This is a genomic window from Pseudonocardia sp. HH130630-07 (assembly GCF_001698125.1).
Lineage (GTDB): Bacteria > Actinomycetota > Actinomycetes > Mycobacteriales > Pseudonocardiaceae > Pseudonocardia.
This window is the reverse complement of the sequence record NZ_CP013854.1, coordinates 271180-287041: the sequence shown is the minus strand read 5'-3', so window position 1 is coordinate 287041 and position 15862 is coordinate 271180. Positions and strand designations below refer to the sequence as shown.

15 protein-coding genes are annotated in these 15862 nt (G+C 74.9%); 8 read left to right on the top strand and 7 right to left on the bottom strand.

Annotated elements, in window-relative coordinates; genetic code table 11:
* Nucleotides 1–5 precede the first annotated feature (5 nt).
* The 3 genes from AFB00_RS01415 to AFB00_RS01405 form a co-directional block, all read right to left on the bottom strand.
* Entirely contained in the window at nt 6–830 is an 825-nt protein-coding gene (locus AFB00_RS01415) for an adenosylcobinamide-GDP ribazoletransferase (RefSeq protein WP_068795693.1), read from the bottom strand.
* Nucleotides 827–2662 carry a bifunctional adenosylcobinamide kinase/adenosylcobinamide-phosphate guanylyltransferase gene (locus AFB00_RS34465; RefSeq protein WP_231974155.1) on the bottom strand — a complete coding sequence of 612 codons (1836 nt, stop codon included), beginning with the start codon at nt 2660–2662 and terminating at the stop codon, nt 827–829. Before AFB00_RS34465 ends, AFB00_RS01415 begins: the two co-directional genes overlap by 4 nt.
* Before the next feature lie 105 nt (nt 2663–2767).
* Nucleotides 2768–3433 carry a DUF3043 domain-containing protein gene (locus AFB00_RS01405; RefSeq protein ID WP_068795691.1) on the bottom strand — a complete coding sequence of 222 codons (666 nt, stop codon included), beginning with the start codon at nt 3431–3433 and terminating at the stop codon, nt 2768–2770.
* Between the two features lie 38 nt (nt 3434–3471).
* Between AFB00_RS01405 and AFB00_RS01400 the strand changes: the two genes are divergently transcribed.
* The 3 genes from AFB00_RS01400 (at nt 3472) to AFB00_RS01390 (ending at nt 6152) form a co-directional block, all read left to right on the top strand.
* Nucleotides 3472–4599: a glycerate kinase family protein gene (locus tag AFB00_RS01400; RefSeq protein WP_068795690.1), complete on the top strand. Its 1128-nt coding sequence runs from the start codon at nt 3472–3474 to the stop codon at nt 4597–4599.
* A 121-nt stretch (nt 4600–4720) separates the two neighbouring features.
* Nucleotides 4721–5080 carry a HesB/IscA family protein gene (locus AFB00_RS01395; RefSeq protein ID WP_068795689.1) on the top strand — a complete coding sequence of 120 codons (360 nt, stop codon included), beginning with the start codon at nt 4721–4723 and terminating at the stop codon, nt 5078–5080.
* Between the two features lie 136 nt (nt 5081–5216).
* A complete protein-coding gene (locus AFB00_RS01390) occupies nt 5217–6152 on the top strand; it encodes a carbohydrate kinase family protein (RefSeq protein WP_197519871.1) in 936 nt (311 codons plus the stop codon).
* An 88-nt stretch (nt 6153–6240) separates the two neighbouring features.
* Here AFB00_RS01390 and asnB read toward each other — a convergent pair whose 3' ends face one another.
* Entirely contained in the window at nt 6241–8187 is a 1947-nt protein-coding gene (gene asnB / locus AFB00_RS01385; protein ID WP_068795687.1) for an asparagine synthase (glutamine-hydrolyzing), read from the bottom strand.
* Nucleotides 8188–8483: 296 nt separating this feature from the next.
* On the opposite strand from asnB, the gene ctaC reads away from it, so the two are divergent.
* Nucleotides 8484–9434, top strand: coding sequence for an aa3-type cytochrome oxidase subunit II (gene ctaC / locus AFB00_RS01380; RefSeq protein WP_068795686.1), 951 nt, complete (start codon nt 8484–8486; stop codon nt 9432–9434).
* A gap of 17 nt (nt 9435–9451) precedes the next feature.
* Nucleotides 9452–9850, top strand: coding sequence for a cytochrome c oxidase subunit 4 (locus AFB00_RS01375; protein WP_068795685.1), 399 nt, complete (start codon nt 9452–9454; stop codon nt 9848–9850).
* Nucleotides 9851–9909: 59 nt separating this feature from the next.
* Here AFB00_RS01375 and AFB00_RS01370 read toward each other — a convergent pair whose 3' ends face one another.
* The gene (locus AFB00_RS01370; protein WP_068795684.1) at nt 9910–10812 is read right to left on the bottom strand and encodes an NAD-dependent epimerase/dehydratase family protein; all 903 of its coding nucleotides are present in this window, start codon (nt 10810–10812) and stop codon (nt 9910–9912) included.
* Between the two features lie 83 nt (nt 10813–10895).
* On the opposite strand from AFB00_RS01370, the gene AFB00_RS01365 reads away from it, so the two are divergent.
* On the top strand, nt 10896–11468 hold the full coding sequence (locus AFB00_RS01365) for a TetR/AcrR family transcriptional regulator (protein WP_068795683.1): 573 nt from the start codon (nt 10896–10898) through the stop codon (nt 11466–11468).
* Here the strand turns inward: AFB00_RS01365 and AFB00_RS01360 are convergent, their stop codons facing one another.
* Complete coding sequence (locus tag AFB00_RS01360; protein ID WP_068795682.1) at nt 11469–12626, bottom strand: acyl-CoA dehydrogenase family protein; 1158 nt, start codon at nt 12624–12626, stop codon at nt 11469–11471. It lies immediately after the preceding gene.
* Nucleotides 12627–12801: 175 nt separating this feature from the next.
* On the opposite strand from AFB00_RS01360, the gene AFB00_RS01355 reads away from it, so the two are divergent.
* On the top strand, nt 12802–14262 hold the full coding sequence (locus AFB00_RS01355) for a sensor histidine kinase (RefSeq protein ID WP_083275172.1): 1461 nt from the start codon (nt 12802–12804) through the stop codon (nt 14260–14262).
* Nucleotides 14263–14282: 20 nt separating this feature from the next.
* A complete protein-coding gene (locus tag AFB00_RS01350; protein WP_060714539.1) occupies nt 14283–14924 on the top strand; it encodes a response regulator transcription factor in 642 nt (213 codons plus the stop codon).
* A 12-nt stretch (nt 14925–14936) separates the two neighbouring features.
* Here the strand turns inward: AFB00_RS01350 and AFB00_RS01345 are convergent, their stop codons facing one another.
* Complete coding sequence (locus AFB00_RS01345) at nt 14937–15827, bottom strand: S1 family peptidase (protein ID WP_068795681.1); 891 nt, start codon at nt 15825–15827, stop codon at nt 14937–14939.
* Between the last annotated feature and the right edge of the window lie 35 nt (nt 15828–15862).

Below are 15862 nucleotides of genomic sequence, written 5' to 3'. Positions count from 1 at the left end.
GCCGGTCACCCGGTGAACGCCGCCGCCAGCACGACGAGGACGGCGGTGTTCCCCAGCTCGGCGGCCGCGCCCAGTACGTCCCCGCTGGTGCCGCCGAACCGGCGGCGGGTGTGCGCGGCGAGCCCCGCGACCAGTGCCGCGGCGAGCAGCACCGCGCCACCGACCGCCGCCGCCCCGGCCGGGGCCGGCGCCGGCCCGGTCGCGACCACGACGCCGGTCGCCACCCCGGCGAGGGCCAGCCACCAGAGGGGGGCGACCCAGGCCGGCTGGGACCCGGCGACCGTCGCCCCCAGCCCGCCGGGACGGGCCGCGGGCGTCCCGCGGCGGGCGACCCAGCAGAACCCCGCCCGTCCGGTGGCGGCGGCCAGCGCGCACGCCGTGAGCGCGGCGACCGGTGCCGCGGTGCCGAGCTGGGCCAGCGCCGCGGCCCGGGTGCCCAGCACCACCAGCAGTGTCACGACGGCGAACGGGCCGGCCCCGCCGTCGGCCATGATCCGCAGGGCGCGCTCCGGGGGGCCGTAGCTGCCCAGCCCGTCGGCGGTGTCGGCGAGCCCGTCCACGTGCATGCCGCGGGTGGCCAGGGCGCCCGCGCCCACCACCAGCAGGCCGGCCACCAGCGGTGCGGTCCCCGCCGCCAGGAGGCCGAGCAGCAGCGCACCGGCGCCGAGCCCGCCCAGCAGGCCGACCACCGGTGCCCAGCGCAGCGCGGCGGCCGGGACCCCGGCGGGCAGGTCGCCGCCGGTCGTCGTCCGGACCCGTACCGGCAGCACCGTCAGCCAGCTCACCGCGAGGGCGAGCCCGGCGAACGGGCCGGGCCGGTCCGCGGTCACGATCCGGTGCCGGCCGCCACCCCGCCGGGCGCGACCCCGGTGTCGGCCGCGGTACCGGTCTCGGCGAGCAGCCGGGCCGCCGACGCCAGCAGCGGCAGCACGGCGACCGCCGCGGTGCCGTCCTCGGTGCGCACCGCGAGATCGAGCACCGGGGTGAGCGACAGGTGCTCGACGACCAGCGCGGCCGCCGGCTCCGAGGACGGCTGGGCGAGCAGCCACCACTCCTTGGCACCCGGAGCGAGCTCCTCGGCCAGCATCGCCGCCGTGACGACGGCGAGGCCGTCGAGCACGGCGGGGACCTTCCGTTCGGCGGCCCGGGCGAGGAACCCGGCGAGTACGACGAGATCGGTGCCCCCGACGGTCCGCAGCAGTGCCAGCGGGTCGCGCACGTGCGGGCGGGCCCGGCGCAGCGCGTCGCGGATCACGACGGCCTTGCGCATCCAGGCCCGGTCGTCGATCCCCGACGCCCGCCCGACGACGGCCACCGGCTCGGTCCCGGTCAGGGCCGCGACCAGGGTGGCGGCCGGCGTGGTGACCCCGACCGAGAGCGTGGCCGGGACGAGGAGATCGGCCCCGGCCTCGATCTCGGAGTCGGCGAGCCGGGCACCGGCCCGCCACGCGGCGTCGACCTCGTCGGGGGTGAGGGCGTCCTCGCGGTCGATCCGGCCGCTGGTCCCGGTGACGGTGTAGCCGGACTCGGCGCCGTCCGCCGGGCGTTCCAGTCCGACGTCGACGGTCCGGACCGCGGCCCCGGCGGCGCGGGCCGCGACGGTGACCGGCAGGCGTCCGGCGGCCGCGGCGCTCGCCCGGGCCGCGGAGACCCCGGCCGGGTAGGCGGAGACCCCGGACGCGGTGACCCCGTGGTCGGCCGCGACGAGCACGACCCGGGCGTCGAGCGGCGGGCGCGGCGGGCAGGTGCCCTGGCAGGCCGCGAGCCACACGCCGAGCTCACCGAGCCGGCCGAGCCCCCCGGTGGGGACGGCGAGCCCCTCGACCAGTGCGACGGCCTCCCGGCGGGTCCGCGGATCGGGCCGTCCGACGGCGGCCACCTCGATCGGGTCGCCCGCAGCGGCGGTGCCGGCGGCCGGCCCGGCGGCGCGGACGGGCGCCGCCGGTGCGGGTGTCGCGTCGGCGGCCGGGGCGGGCCCGGCGGCCGGCTCCGCCGCGGCCGTCGCCCCGGTCCCGGTGGCGGTCCGCGGCGTCGCGCCGTTGCGGGCGGCCGCGGGGACGACGGTGGGGGCGGCGTCGGCGGGCGTGGCGCTCCCGGTGGGCGTGGTGGCTCCGGTGGGCGTGGCCGCCCCGGCCGGGAGGGTGAGGGCCCGGCCCGCGACCACGAGGACCACGGTCCCGCAGACCGCGGCGACGGCGGCGTTCAGCTCGCCCAGCCGGTCCCGGAACATCCGCCCGGCCCGTGACTCGGGCACGACCCCGAGCCCCGTCTCCGCCGACACCAGCACCACCGGACCCCGGGCCGCCGCGACGGCCGCGACCAGGGCGGCGACGAGGTCGTCCACCTCGGGCAGGTCCCCGGTCCGCTCCCAGGCACCGGCGTCGTCGAGCACTCCGGTCAGCCAGGTGCCGAGATCGTCGACCAGTACCGGCCCGGTACCGGCGAGCGCGGCCACGAGCTGCGGTCCCGAACCGATCTCCTCGGTCGTCCAGTCCGCGGGCCGCCGGGCCGCGTGGGCGGCGATCCGGGCGTCCCACTCGGCGTCACCGGCGGTGCGCCGGCCGGTCGCGAGGTAGCGGACCGGGGTGCCGCCGCCGAGGAGTTCCTCCGCGTACCGGGACTTGCCGGATCGGGTCCCACCGAGGACGAGCGTCGCGTTCACACCGCCCATCGTGTCGCACGCCCCACCGGCGCCGTCCGGAAGGTGCTCGAAACCCGGCGCCGCGGCGGTCGCCGGGCCCCGGTACCGGGACCCGGCACCGCCGGATCAGACCGTGGCGCCGCGCTTCACCCGCGGCTTCGGCACCCGCATCCGGCGGGGCTGGGTGGCCCGGGAGAAGGCGTACCAGCCGGTCGGGAGGCCCTTGATCTCCTCGTCCGGGAACTTGGCCCGCGCCCGGCGCAGCACCTGCATCCCCAGCAGCGTGCCCTCCACGATCATGACGAGCAGCATCAGGAACGTGAACAGCGTGACGTACTGCTGGATCACCGGGTTCTGCAGCAGCGCGCCGACGAGTACGAGGGCCGCCAGCGGCAGGAACAGGCCGATGACGTGCGGCCGGGAGTCGACGACGTCGCGCACGTGCGCGCGCACCTTGCCGCGGTCGCGGGGCAGGAGCACCCGGTCGTCGCCGGCGTCCATCCGGCGGCGCCGCTCGGCCGCCTTCGCCCGCCGCTCGTCCTTCGACGGGCGGTTGGCCCTGGCCAGCTTCGACGCCTCCCGCTGGGTACGGGGCGGGGGCGGCGCGGGGCCACGACGCTTGCCCTCGGCGTCACGGCGCTTCGGCGTCGCCCGGCCCTTGCCGGCGGTGGTGCGGGCGCCCGGACGACCGCCGGTGCCCTCCTCCGTGCCCTCCGCGTCCGTGCCCGCCGAGACGTCGACCGCCGACGGGGCGGCCGGGTCGGAACTCTCGGAACGGCGCAGGAACCTCACAGGTGGTCACACTACGGGCCGCGGCTAACCTCACCCGCATGCGGATCGTGGTGGCTCCCGACTCCTTCGGCGGAACGCTCAGCGCACGGGAGGCCGCCGAGGCGATCGCAGCCGGGTGGCGCCGGGCGGTCCCCGGCGACGACGTGCGGATCGTCCCCCTCGCCGACGGCGGGACCGGCTTCGCCGAGGTGCTGCACACCGCGCTCGGCGGGACCGTGCACACCCGCGAGGTGGTCGGCCCGCTCGGCGACCCGGTCACCGGCTCCTGGCTGGAGGTCGACGGCACCGCCTACCTGGAGTGCGCCGCCGCCTGCGGGCTGCACCACGTCGGGCGCGCGGACCGGGTACCCGGCGCGGCCCGCAGCGCGACCTCCTACGGCGTCGGCCAGCTGCTCGCCGACGCCCGGTCCGCGGGGGTCCGGCGGATCGTCGTCGGGCTGGGCGGGTCGGCCACGACCGACGGCGGCGCCGGGATGCTCGCGGCGCTGGGCCTGGTCCCGGTCGACGAGGACGGTCTCGAACTCCCGTACGGCGGGGCGGCGCTGGCGACCTGCGCCCGGCTCGACGGGGACGCCGACCTCGGCGGGATCGAGATCGTGGCCGCCTCCGACGTCGACAACCCGCTGCTCGGCCCGCACGGCGCCGCGGCCGTGTTCGGGCCGCAGAAGGGCGCCGACGACGCCGCCGTCGCGGAGCTGGACGCGGCGCTCGGCGTCTTCGCCGGCGTCCTCGCGACGTTCGCCGGGCGGGAGGTCCGTGACGAGGCGGCGGCGGGTGCGGCCGGCGGGCTGGGCGCGGCCCTGCTGGCCCTCGGCGCCGGCGTCGTGTCCGGCGCCGGGCTGGTGCGCGAGCTGGTCGGACTGGACACCGAGCTGGACGCGGCCGCGGCCGGCGGGGGCCCGGCGATCACGGGGGAGGGGAGCTTCGACTGGCAGTCGCTGCGCGGCAAGCTCATCACCGCGGTCGCGCGCGGTGCCGCCGACCGGGGCATCCCGTGTGTCGTGCTGGCCGGTCAGGTGAGCGTCGGCCGCCGTGAGGCGGCCGCGGCCGGCGTCGACTCGGCGCACGGGGTCGCCGACGAGTTCGGGCTGGAGGCCTCGATGGCCGACCCCGCCGGGACGCTGGCCGAGCTGGCCGCCACGGTCGCGCCGCGCTGGGGCCGGTGACGCGGGCCACCCGCCCGCGCGCCGAACGGGGGATCACCGGGACCCCGTCCGGCCCGGAGCGTCGTAGGATGGGCCTCGTCCGCCGGGAATGCGGCGGAACACGCACGTCGTTGGGAGAGTCATGACCGTTGATAACGCTGCGACCACGGAGCAGACCCACGGCGTGGAGCTGTCCGACGCCGCGGCCGTCAAGGCGCGCACCCTGCTGGAGCAGGAGGGCCGCGACGACATGCACCTGCGCATCGCCGTCCAGCCCGGTGGCTGTGCAGGCCTGCGCTACCAGCTGTTCTTCGACGACCGCTCGCTGGACGGCGACCTGTTCCGCGACTTCCACGGCCTGAAGGTGGGCGTGGACCGGATGAGCGCGCCGTACCTGCAGGGCGCCACGATCGACTTCGTCGACACCATCGAGAAGCAGGGCTTCACGATCGACAACCCGAACGCCGGGGGCTCCTGCGCCTGCGGTGACTCGTTCAACTGATCTCCGGTTCCCCGCAGGTCGGAGTCCCGGGCGGGCCTCGTACTGATCATTCCGGTCGGTACGGGGCCCGTTCGTGTGTCGTAGGGTGCCTGTCGTGCCTATTGCCGTGACGGGATCCATCGCCTCCGACCACCTGATGCACTTCCCCGGGAAGTTCTCCGAGCAGATCCTCGCCGAGCAGCTCGACCGCATCTCGGTGAGCTTCCTCGTGGACGACCTGACGGTCCGCCGGGGCGGGGTCGCCGGGAACATCGCGTTCGCGCTCGGGGTGCTCGGTCAGAACCCGGTCCTCATCGGCGCGGTCGGCGCGGACTTCGCCGAGTACCGCGCGGTGCTCGACGCCCGCGGTGTCGACACCTCCGGCGTGCAGGTCCACGACGACGTGCACACCGCCCGCTTCGTGTGCACCACCGACGACGAGATGCGGCAGATCGCGTCGTTCTACACCGGTGCGATGGCCAAGTCGTCGGAGATCGAGCTGGCGCCGGTCGCCGAGCGGGTCGGCGGGTTCGACCTCGTGCTGATCGGGGCGAGCGACCCGGACGCGATGATCCGGCACACCGAGGAGTGCCGGGACAAGGGCTACCCGTTCCTGGCCGACCCGTCCCAGCAGCTGGCCCGGATGGAGGGCCCCGAGGTCCGGCGGCTGATCGAGGGTGCGACCTACCTCGTCACCAACGACTACGAGTACGAGCTGCTGCTGCGCAAGTCCGGCTGGACGGCCGAGGAGGTCGCGGCGAAGGTCGGCACCCGGATCACCACCTACGGGGAGAAGGGCGCGGTGATCGTGGAGTCGGACGGCACCGAGACCTGGATCGACGTCGTCCCGCCGACCGAGCTCGTCGACCCCACCGGCGTCGGCGACGCGTGGCGTGCCGGCTTCCTCACGGCGCTGGGTGGCGGTCTCTCCCTGGAGCGGTCCGCCCAGCTGGGCGCGCTCATCGCGACCTACGTGCTGGAGTCCGACGGCCCGCAGGAGTGGACCTGGGACGCCGAGGCCGCCCTGACCCGCCTGCGCGACGCCTTCGGTGACACCGCCGCCGACGAGATCCGCACCGTCCTCCCGGCCTGACCCGGCCCACCCCGCTCGTCCCACTCATGGAGCTTCGGCCTCGTCCGGCGAGGCCGAAGCTCCATGAGTGCGTCCGGGGCCGGGTGGGTCAGATCTTGACCGGGTAGGTCGGGGTCGGCACGTCCGGGACGATGCGCTTCTCCACGAAGATCCCGTGCCAGATCAGGAACACCAGCACCGCCCAGATGCGGCGGGAGTGGTCGACCGGGCCCTCCCGGTGTGCGTCCAGCATCCGGTGCACGGCCTGCAGGTCGATCAGGTGGCCGGCACCCGAGTTCTGCAGGATGTCGCGCGCCCAGGCGTACATCTCGTCGCGCAGCCAGTGCCGGATCGGGACCGGGAAGCCCAGCTTCGGCCGGTTGAGCACGTGCGGCGGGATGATCCCCTCGCAGGCCCGGCGCAGCGCGTACTTGGTGGTGCCGTTCGCGCCGTGGGTGATCTTCTGCGACTGCGGCAGCGACGACGCGATGTCGAAGACCTCGGGGTCCAGGAACGGCACCCGCAGCTCCAGCGAGTGCGCCATCGTCATCTTGTCCGCCTTGACCAGGATGTCGCCGCGCAGCCAGGTGAACAGGTCCACGTGCTGCATCCGGGCGACCTGGTCCCAGTCGTGGCTGGCGAAGTAGTGCGGCGCCGTGACGTCCTGGTGCGAGATGCGCGGGTCGTAGCCGCGCAGCACCTCGTGCAGCTGGTCGTCCCGGAAGATCCGGGCGTTGCCGTAGTAGCGCTGCTCCAGCGAGAGCGAGCCGCGGCGGAGCAGGTCCTTGCCGCGCATGCCCTCCGGCATCCGGCGCGACGCCCGGCGCATGATCGGCTTGAGCGTGCCCGGCACCTTCTCGAACGGCGCCAGCGACAGCGGCTCGCGGTAGATGGAGTAGCCGCCGAAGAGCTCGTCGGCGCCCTCCCCGGAGAGCACCACCTTCACGTGCTCGCGGGCCTCGCGGGCGATGAACCACAGCGGGACCAGCGCCGGGTCGGCGACCGGGTCGTCCAGGTACCAGACGATGAGCGGCAGCGCCTCCATCATCTCGTCCGGCTTGACCGTGCGGACCACGTGCCGCACGCCGATGGCGGCGGCCGACTCCGCCGCCACGTCGACCTCGGAGTAGCCCTCCCGCTCGAACCCGGTGGTGAAGGTGATCAGGTTCGGGTTGTGCTCCTTGGCCAGCGCCGCGATCGCGGTCGAGTCGATGCCGCCGGAGAGGAAGGCGCCGACCGTGACGTCCGCGCGCATGTGCTTGGCCACCGAGTCGCGCAGCACGTCGGCGATCTCGCCGTGCACGATCGCCTCGGCCTCGGCGCTGGCCGGCGCGTGCGACGGCAGCGAGATGAACTTCGGCGTGAAGTAGCGCTGGTGCAGCGGTTCGGCCCCGGGCCGGACGGTGACGTGCGTCCCCGACTCCACGCGCGAGATCATCCGGTGCAGCGACAGCGGCTCCGGGACGTACTGCAGCGTCAGGTAGTGCTGCAGCGCGGCCGGCTCCAGGTCCATGCCCAGACCGAGCCCGCCGGCCATCTCCAGGATGGCCTTCTTCTCGCTGGCGAACACGGTGCCCGCCGCGGTGGTGGCGAGGAACAGTGGCTTGATGCCGAACGGGTCGCGGGCGACGAACAGCTCGCGCTCGACGGCGTCCCAGATCGCGAACGCGAACATGCCGCGCAGCCGCTGCACGGCGTCGGGGCCCCAGTAGTGGAAGGCCGCGACGATCACCTCGCCGTCGCCCTCGGTGGCGAACGCGGCGTCGTAGGTCTCGATCAGCTCCTCGCGGAGCTCGGGGTAGTTGTAGACCTCCCCGTTGAAGACGATGGTGTACCGCGTGTCCTCACCCGGCACCGGTCCCCAGTGCAGGGGCTGGTGCGAGTGGTCCACGTCGATGATGGACAGCCGGTTGAACCCGAGCACGAGGTCGTGGTCGTTCCACGTCGCGCTCTCGTCGGGCCCGCGGTGCCGCGCACAGCGCAGCGCGTCGGCGATCGGCTCGACCCGGGTCGCGGCGTCCGCCCCGGCGGTCAGCATTCCCAGCAGTCCGCACACAACGGCCAGTATGACGAGTCATCCGGACGGGGCTCGCGCGCCCCGGTGCGAAACCGACTTTGTCCTGCGAGACTGCCGGTTTCGCACCGCTGCGGCCGGTCCGCGACGGCCCCGGCACCCGAACCCCGGGGGGCGCACGGCGCCGGGGGTTCGTCTAGTCTCTACGCGAGGTCGAAGACGGTGCTCCGTTCGAGTGGTGCGCGGTCGTTGTCGGCCGTCCCGTGGTGACCGGCGGAGCTAGGAAGAACGTGCAGGCAGTGCGGCTGACGCAGGACGAGACAGGAAGGCGGCACGCAGTGGCCCGAACCGAAGGCCGCTCCCGGCTCGCCCGGGCGGCGAAGCTGGGCGTGGTGGGCGTGCTGGCGGTGCCGGCGCTGACCGGCTGCTCGGTCGAGGAGGTCCTCCGTTTCGGCTGGCCGGTCGGGGTCACTCCCGAGGCCGAGGCGATGCGGAACCTCTGGACCTGGTCGGCCGTCGCGGCGCTCGTCGTGGGCGTCATCACCTGGGCCGTGATGTTCTGGTCGATGATCTTCCACCGCAGGCGCAAGGACGACGACGGCTCGCTGCCGCGCCAGACGCAGTACAACCTGCCGGTCGAGATCATCTTCACCGCGATCCCGGCGGTGATCGTCGCCGTGCTGTTCGGCTTCACCGTCAACGTGCAGAACTACGTCGACAAGGCCGAGGCGAGTGCCGGTGGCCCCGCCGACCTGCGCGTCGACATCGTCGGGTTCCAGTGGAACTGGGAGTTCTCCTACCCGGACGAGACCGGCGCCGACGGCAACCGGATCTCCACGCTGGGTGACAGCGAGACGATCCCGATCATGGTCCTGCCGACCGACCGGTCGATCGAGTTCACCCAGCGCTCCCCGGACGTGATCCACTCCTTCTACGTCCCGGAGTTCCTCTTCAAGCGCGACGTGTTCCCGTTCCCGGAGCGCAACGAGCAGGACAACACCTACGTGATCGACCGGATCGACCGTGAGGGCGCGTTCGTCGGGCGGTGCGCCGAGCTCTGCGGCTCCTACCACTCGCAGATGAACTTCGAGGTGCGTGCCCTCGAGCCCGCGCTGTTCGACCGCTACATCCAGCTCCGCAAGGAGACGAACCCGCAGACCGGCCAGCCGAACACGACCGGTGAGGCGCTGCAGGCGCTGAACTGCGGTGAGTGGTGCGCGCCCGAGGCCGTCAGCACCAAGCCGTTCTCGACCGACCGCGGCCAGCTGGCCGCGCAGGTCACGGGCTGAGGGAGGACAGGACCACCATGAAGATCGAGTCCCGGATCTTCGAGATCTGCACCGGCTTCTTCATCCTGTGCGCGCTCGCCTACATGTTCATCGCCGGCGAGGTCGTCGGGGTCACCGCGCTGTGGCTCACCGCCGGGCTGTCGCTGATCGTCGGCACCTACTTCCGGTTCGTCTCCCGGCGGCTCGAGGAGCGTCCGGAGGACAACCCCGACGCCGAGGTCTCCGACGGCGCCGGTGAGGTCGGCTTCTTCTCCCCGGGCAGCTACTGGCCGCTCGGCCTGGCCGCGGCCGCCGCGTTCACCGGTGTCGGCCTGGCGTTCTTCTACGCCTGGATGATCGTGGTCGGCGGCACCCTGGTCCTGATCGCCGTGGGCGGTCTGGTCTTCGAGTACCACCGGGGTCCGGCCCACCACTGACCCGGCGCGACGACGGCCCCGCTCCTCGACGAGGAGCGGGGCCGTTCGCCGTCCGGGGCTCAGCGGGCGGCCGGGACGGTGAAGTAGTGCCGCCCGAGGTCATCGAGCAGCCCCGGCCCGGCCGGTTCCCAGCCGAGCAGCTGCCGGGTCCGCTCGCTGCGGGCGATCACGTCGAGCCCGGCGAACGCCCCCAGCCAGCCGAAGTGCTCCGGCTCGACCGACCGCACCGGGACGTCCAGGTACCGGCCGATCACGCCGGCGATCTCCCGCATCGCCACCCCCTGCTCGGCGGCGGCGTGCAGCACCGTCCCGGCCGGTGCGGACTCGCAGCCGAGCCGGAACAGCCGGGCCGCGTCCGTGACGTGCACGGCGGGCCAGTGGTTCCCGCCGTCACCGACGTGCCCCGCGACCCCGGTCCGGCGCGCGACGTCGACGAACGTCGAGATCAGGCCGTGGTCGCCCGCGCCGTGCACGGTCGGTGCCAGCCGCACGCTCACCGTGCGCACCCCGGAGGCCGCCAGGCCGAGCACCTCCTGCTCGGTCCGCATCCGCCCGGTCGTCCCGGAGTCCGTGAACGGAGCGTCGGTCTCCTCGACGGCGACCCCGCCGGAGTGCCCGGCCAGCCCGGACGCGACGACCAGCGGCCGCCCGGTCCCGGCCAGCGGTGCCGCCAGCGCGGTGATCGCCGCCCGGTCGGCGGCCACGGCCGCCGGGAAGTCGCCGCCGAACGCCACGTCGTGCTTGAAGGCGAGATGGACGACGCCGTCGGACCGGCCGGCGGCGTCGGACAGGAGGTCGAGGTCGTCCAGCGAACCCCGGACGACCGCGGCACCGGTCGCGGCCAGCGCCGCGGCCGAGGCGTCGGACCGGGCGAGCCCGGACACCCGGTGCCCGGCGCCGAGCAGCTCCGGGACGACCGCGGAGCCGACCCAGCCGGTCGCTCCCGTGACGAGGACGTGCATGGCGTGCCCTTCGTTTGATGTCATCTGGTGACATCAACCGTAGCACGATGATGGCACCTGGTGTCATCACGTAGGGTCGGCACATGCCTCGATGGGAGCCCGACTCGCCCGGCCGGCTGTACGAGGCCGCGCTGGACCTGTTCTCCGAGCGCGGCTACGACGCCACGACGGTGGAGGAGATCGCCTCCCGGGCCGGGGTCACCAAGCGGACGTTCTTCCGGCACTACGCGGACAAGCGCGAGGTGCTCTTCGGGGGGCCCGGGGAGGCGTTCGTCGGTCTCTTCACCGCCGAACTGGCCGCGGCGGACCCCGCCGAGTCGCCCGCGTCGGCACTGCTCGGGACCCTGGACCGGGTGGCCTCGCGGTTCGCCGGACGGCACGAACCGTCCCGGCGCAGGCAGCGGGTCCTCGCGGCGAACGCGTCGCTGCGCGAGCGGGAGCTGGTCAAGATGGCGACCGTGGCGGAGGCGCTCGGCGCCGGCCTGCGCGAGCGCGGGGTCGGCGAGCCGGGCGCCGCGGTCGCGGCCGAGACCGCGGTCGCGGTGTTCCGGACGGCGTTCGTCCGCTGGGTCGGGCCACCGCGGGAGGAGCGCGATCTCGCCGCGCACGTCGGCGAGGTGGCCGGAGCGCTCCGCGCGGTGCTGGGGGAGCGGTGATCAGTCCCGGGCGGCGCTGCCCAGCGCGTCCCTGGCGATGATGACCTGCTGGATCTGGCTGGTCCCCTCGTAGATGCGGAACAGCCGGGCGTCGCGGAAGAACCGTTCCACCGCGACCCCGCGCATGTAGCCGGCGCCGCCGTGCACCTGCACCGCGCGGTCGGCGACCCGCCCGACCATCTCCGAGCAGAAGTACTTGGCCGCGGCCGGGCCGGAGACCCGGTCGCTGCCGTCGTCGAAGCTGCGGGCGGCGTCGAGGACCAGTCCGCGCCCGGCCCTGGCGTCGGTCACCGAGTCCGCGACGAGGCCCTGCACGAGCTGGAACCGGGCGATCGGCCGGCCGCCCTGCTCCCGGGTGCGGGCGTACCCGACGGTCTCGTGGACCAGCCGGTCGGCCATCCCGACACAGACCGCCCCGATGTGCAGCCGCCCGTGGGCCAGGCACTTCGCCGCGATCCGGAACCCCTGGTCCACGCCCTCCTCGCCGCCGACGAGGTGCCTGGCGGGGACCCGGACGTCGTCGAGGTGCACGTCGGCGGTCCAGGCGCCGAACTGCCCCATCTTGTGGTCCTTCGGCCCGATCGACAGGCCCGGGGTGTCCCGGGGGACCAGGAACGTCGAGATGCCGCGGTTGCCGGGTGCGTCCGGGTCGGTCCGGGCGAACACCATGACGACGTCGGCGACGGGGGAGTTGGTGATGTAGCGCTTGGAGCCGTTGAGCACCCAGTCCTCGCCGTCGCGGACCGCCCGGGTGGTCAGCGACGACGGGTCCGACCCGGCCTCGGCCTCGGTCAGCCCGAACGACGCCGTCACCTCGCCGGAGGCCAGCCGGGGCAGCCACTCGGACTTCTGCTCGTCCGTGCCGCCCTCTAGCAGGACGTGCCCGGCGATGCCGTTGTTGGTGCCGAACAGCGACCGCAGTGCCGGCGTGGTCCAGCCCAGCTCGAAGGCCAGCCGCACCTCCTCGGACGCGGTCAGGCCCAGCCCGCCGTACTGCTCGGGGATGGTGAAGCCGTAGAGGCCCATCTCCTTGCACTGGGCGACGATGCGCTCGGGGACGGCGTCCTCGGCGTCGATCGTCTCCTCCAGCGGTACGACCTCGCTGCGGACGAAGTCCCGCACGGACTCCAGGACGTCGGTCAGGTCGGAGGGATCCACCGGGCGTGCTCCTCACCTCGTCGTGATCCGGTGCTACCGGCGGGTAGCCCGGGGGTCAGCTCACCACGCCGGGACCGCCGGCGCGAGATCGGTGCCCGGATTCACCCGGGTCCGGCCGCCACCGGTGCCGGACTATCCTCGGACCCGGGACCACCGACCCGGAAGGCCGACCGTGATGCCGGAGCAGCCGCGCACCGCCGGGGACCGGCCGGTGCGGACACCCCCCGACGACGCAGCGGGCACCCCGCTGGATCCGCACCTCGTCCGGGCGATGGAGGGCTGGGGGCACGGCGCGCTGCGCGAGTACGTGCTGCGCAACGGGGCGCCACCCCCGCAGGTCGCCATCGGGTCGACGGGCTGGCCGTACGGCTGGCCGGGGCGGACCCGGCTCGGTGCCCAGATGGCGTACCTGCTCACCGGGCTCCCGCTGGCCATCGTGTGCGGTGTCGTCGTCCTCGTCGGGCTGGTCCTGGGCGCCGGGACGTTCGTGGTCTGGATCGGGCTCCCGATCACCGTCGGCACGCTGGCCGCCGCGCGCGGGTTCGCCGAGTTCGAGCGGCGGGCGACCGAGGCCGCGACCGGGCGCCCGCTGCCGCCGCACCACTACCGCCCGAACCGCGGCCGGCGGTTGATGGGCCGGTTGTTCCGCGCGCTGGCCGACCCGCAGAGCTGGCGCGACGTCGCACACGCCGTGGCGGCGCTGCCGCTGCGGGCGGTCACCGCCGCCGTCGCACTCGCCTGGTCGGTCACCGGGCTCGGCGGCCTGTTCTACGTCTTCTGGCAGTGGTCGCTGCCGCGCGGCGAGGACGTCTGGACGCTCTTCGAGTCGGTCACCGGCATCCACTCCACGGCCGGCGACATCGCGCTCAACACCGGTCTCGGCGTGCTCCTGCTGGTGACGCTGCCGACGGTGGTCCGCTGGCTGACCGACGTCCGGGCGCTGCTCGCCCGTGGCCTGCTCACGAACCAGACCGCGGCGCTGCGGGCCAGGGCGCAGGCGCTGGCGTCGGGTCGCCGCGCGGCCGTCGCCGCGGAGGCGCAGACGCTGCGCCGGCTGGAGCGCGACATCCACGACGGCCCGCAGCAGCGGCTGGTGCGGCTGGGCATGGACCTCGAGGCGGCCGTCCGCCGGCTCGACGACGCCCCGGAGAAGGCCCGTCCGCTGCTGCACGAGGCGCTGGAGCAGAGCCGCGAGGCGCTGTCGGAGCTGCGGGCGCTGTCCCGCGGGATCGCCCCGCCGATCCTCGCCGACCGGGGACTCGGTCCCGCGCTGGCGGCTGCGGCCGGGCGCAGCCCGGTCCCGGTCGACCTGGACGTCGGGCTCGATCCCGGCTCCCGGCTGCCCGCGCTGGTGGAGAACACCGCGTACTTCGTGGTGTCCGAGGCGCTGACCAACATCGCCAAGCACGCGGAGGCGTCGACGGCGACGGTCACCGTGACCGTCGACGACACCCTGCTGCGGATCGTGGTGACCGACGACGGCCGCGGCGGGGCCCACCTGGGGAAGGGGCACGGTCTGGCCGGGCTCGCGGACCGGCTGGAGATCGTCGAGGGCCGGCTGGACGTCCGCAGCCCGGCCGGCGGTCCCACCGAGCTGACCGCGGAGGTACCGGTCGCCGGGCTGGGCGAGGCGTGACCGAGGATGGCTCCATGACGATGCGCGTGGTGCTCGCGGAGGACTCGATGCTGCTGCGCGAGGGCCTCGTCCGGTTGCTGGAGGAGGCCGGGGCGACCGTCGTGTCGGCCGTCGGTGACGGTGAGGCGCTGGTCGCGACGGTGGCCGAGCACGAACCGGAGGTCGCCGTCGTCGACGTGCGGATGCCGCCGTCGTTCACCGACGAGGGGCTGCGGGCCGCGCTGGAGATCCGGCGGTCGCACCCCGGCGTCGGGATCCTGGTGCTGTCGCAGTACGTCGAGGAGTCCTACGCGACCGACCTGCTGGAGGCCGGTGGCGGGGTCGGCTACCTGCTCAAGGACCGGGTGTCCAAACTGGCGGACCTGTCCGACGCGCTGACCCGGGTGGCGGCGGGGGGCACGGTCCTGGACCCGGAGGTGGTGTCGGCACTGCTGACCAACCGCCGTCGCCGGGACCCGCTGGCGGTGCTGTCCCCGCGCGAGCGGGAGGTGCTGGAGCTGATGGCGCAGGGCCGCACCAACACCGCGATCGGGCGGCTGATGGTGATCACCCAGGGCGCGGTCGAGAAGCACATCTCGTCGATCTTCACCAAGCTCGGGCTGCCCCCGTCGTCGGACGACCACCGCCGGGTCATGGCGGTGCTCGCCTGGCTGGAGAGCTGAGCCGGGGCGGCGTCAGGGGAACCGGCCGGTCCGCCCGGCCGCGTCGAGCAGCCGGGTCAGCCCGGCCGCGTAGGTCGCGACCCGGGCGTGGAAGTCGGGGACGGCCGGGTCCGGGTCCGGGCCCCAGGCGTTGACCCCGGCGAGCCGCCCGCCGACGACGACCGGGGCCCCGCTGTCGGTGGGGCGGTGCGGGGCCATCGGCGTCCCCGGCCCCGGCGCGGCCGTGCCCGCGGTACAGAGGTAGTCCGCCGGGTCGTAGCTCCACCCGTGGGCCACCGGCGGGACGACGCTGCGGGCGTCGCGGGCGGCTGCGGTGCAGACGGCGTCGTCGAGCACGACCTCCGGGGACTGCCAGAGCACCGGTTCGTCCTGCGGGGACACCCGCCAGCCGAGGTAGCGTGCCGGGCTGCCGGCCGGCGGTCCGGTCCCGGCCATCGGCAGCGGGGCGACTCCGGCCGGCGAGTCCAGCAGCACCAGGCCGATGTCCGGGGGTGAGGTGCGGGGCCGGACGAGGCCGGTGAGGACGCCGTCGCCGCCGGCCGGGACGCCGTCCGGCGGGGTCCACAGGTCCGCCACTCCGACCTCGGTCCCGGCCCCGGTGCGCAGATCGGCCCGGCCCACGAGCACGACCATCGCGGACGGCTCGCGCCGGGCCACGCAGTGCCCGGCGGTGACCACGGCGCGCGGGGCCACGAGCGTCCCGGCACACTGCTTGACCGGCGGGCCGCCGCCGTCGGGCCGGTCGGCGAGCGCCACCACCCACGGCGCGTCGGCGGCGCGGACCGGGCCGTTCCCGGGCACCGGCGGCGGGACCGGACGGGGCCGGTAGGTCCAGACAGCGAGCCCGCCCACCAGCACGACGACGGCGAGCACGGCGAGCGGCCACCGGCGGCGTCGGGCCATGCGGACGGGTATACCCGCCGGACGCCTGCCGGGCA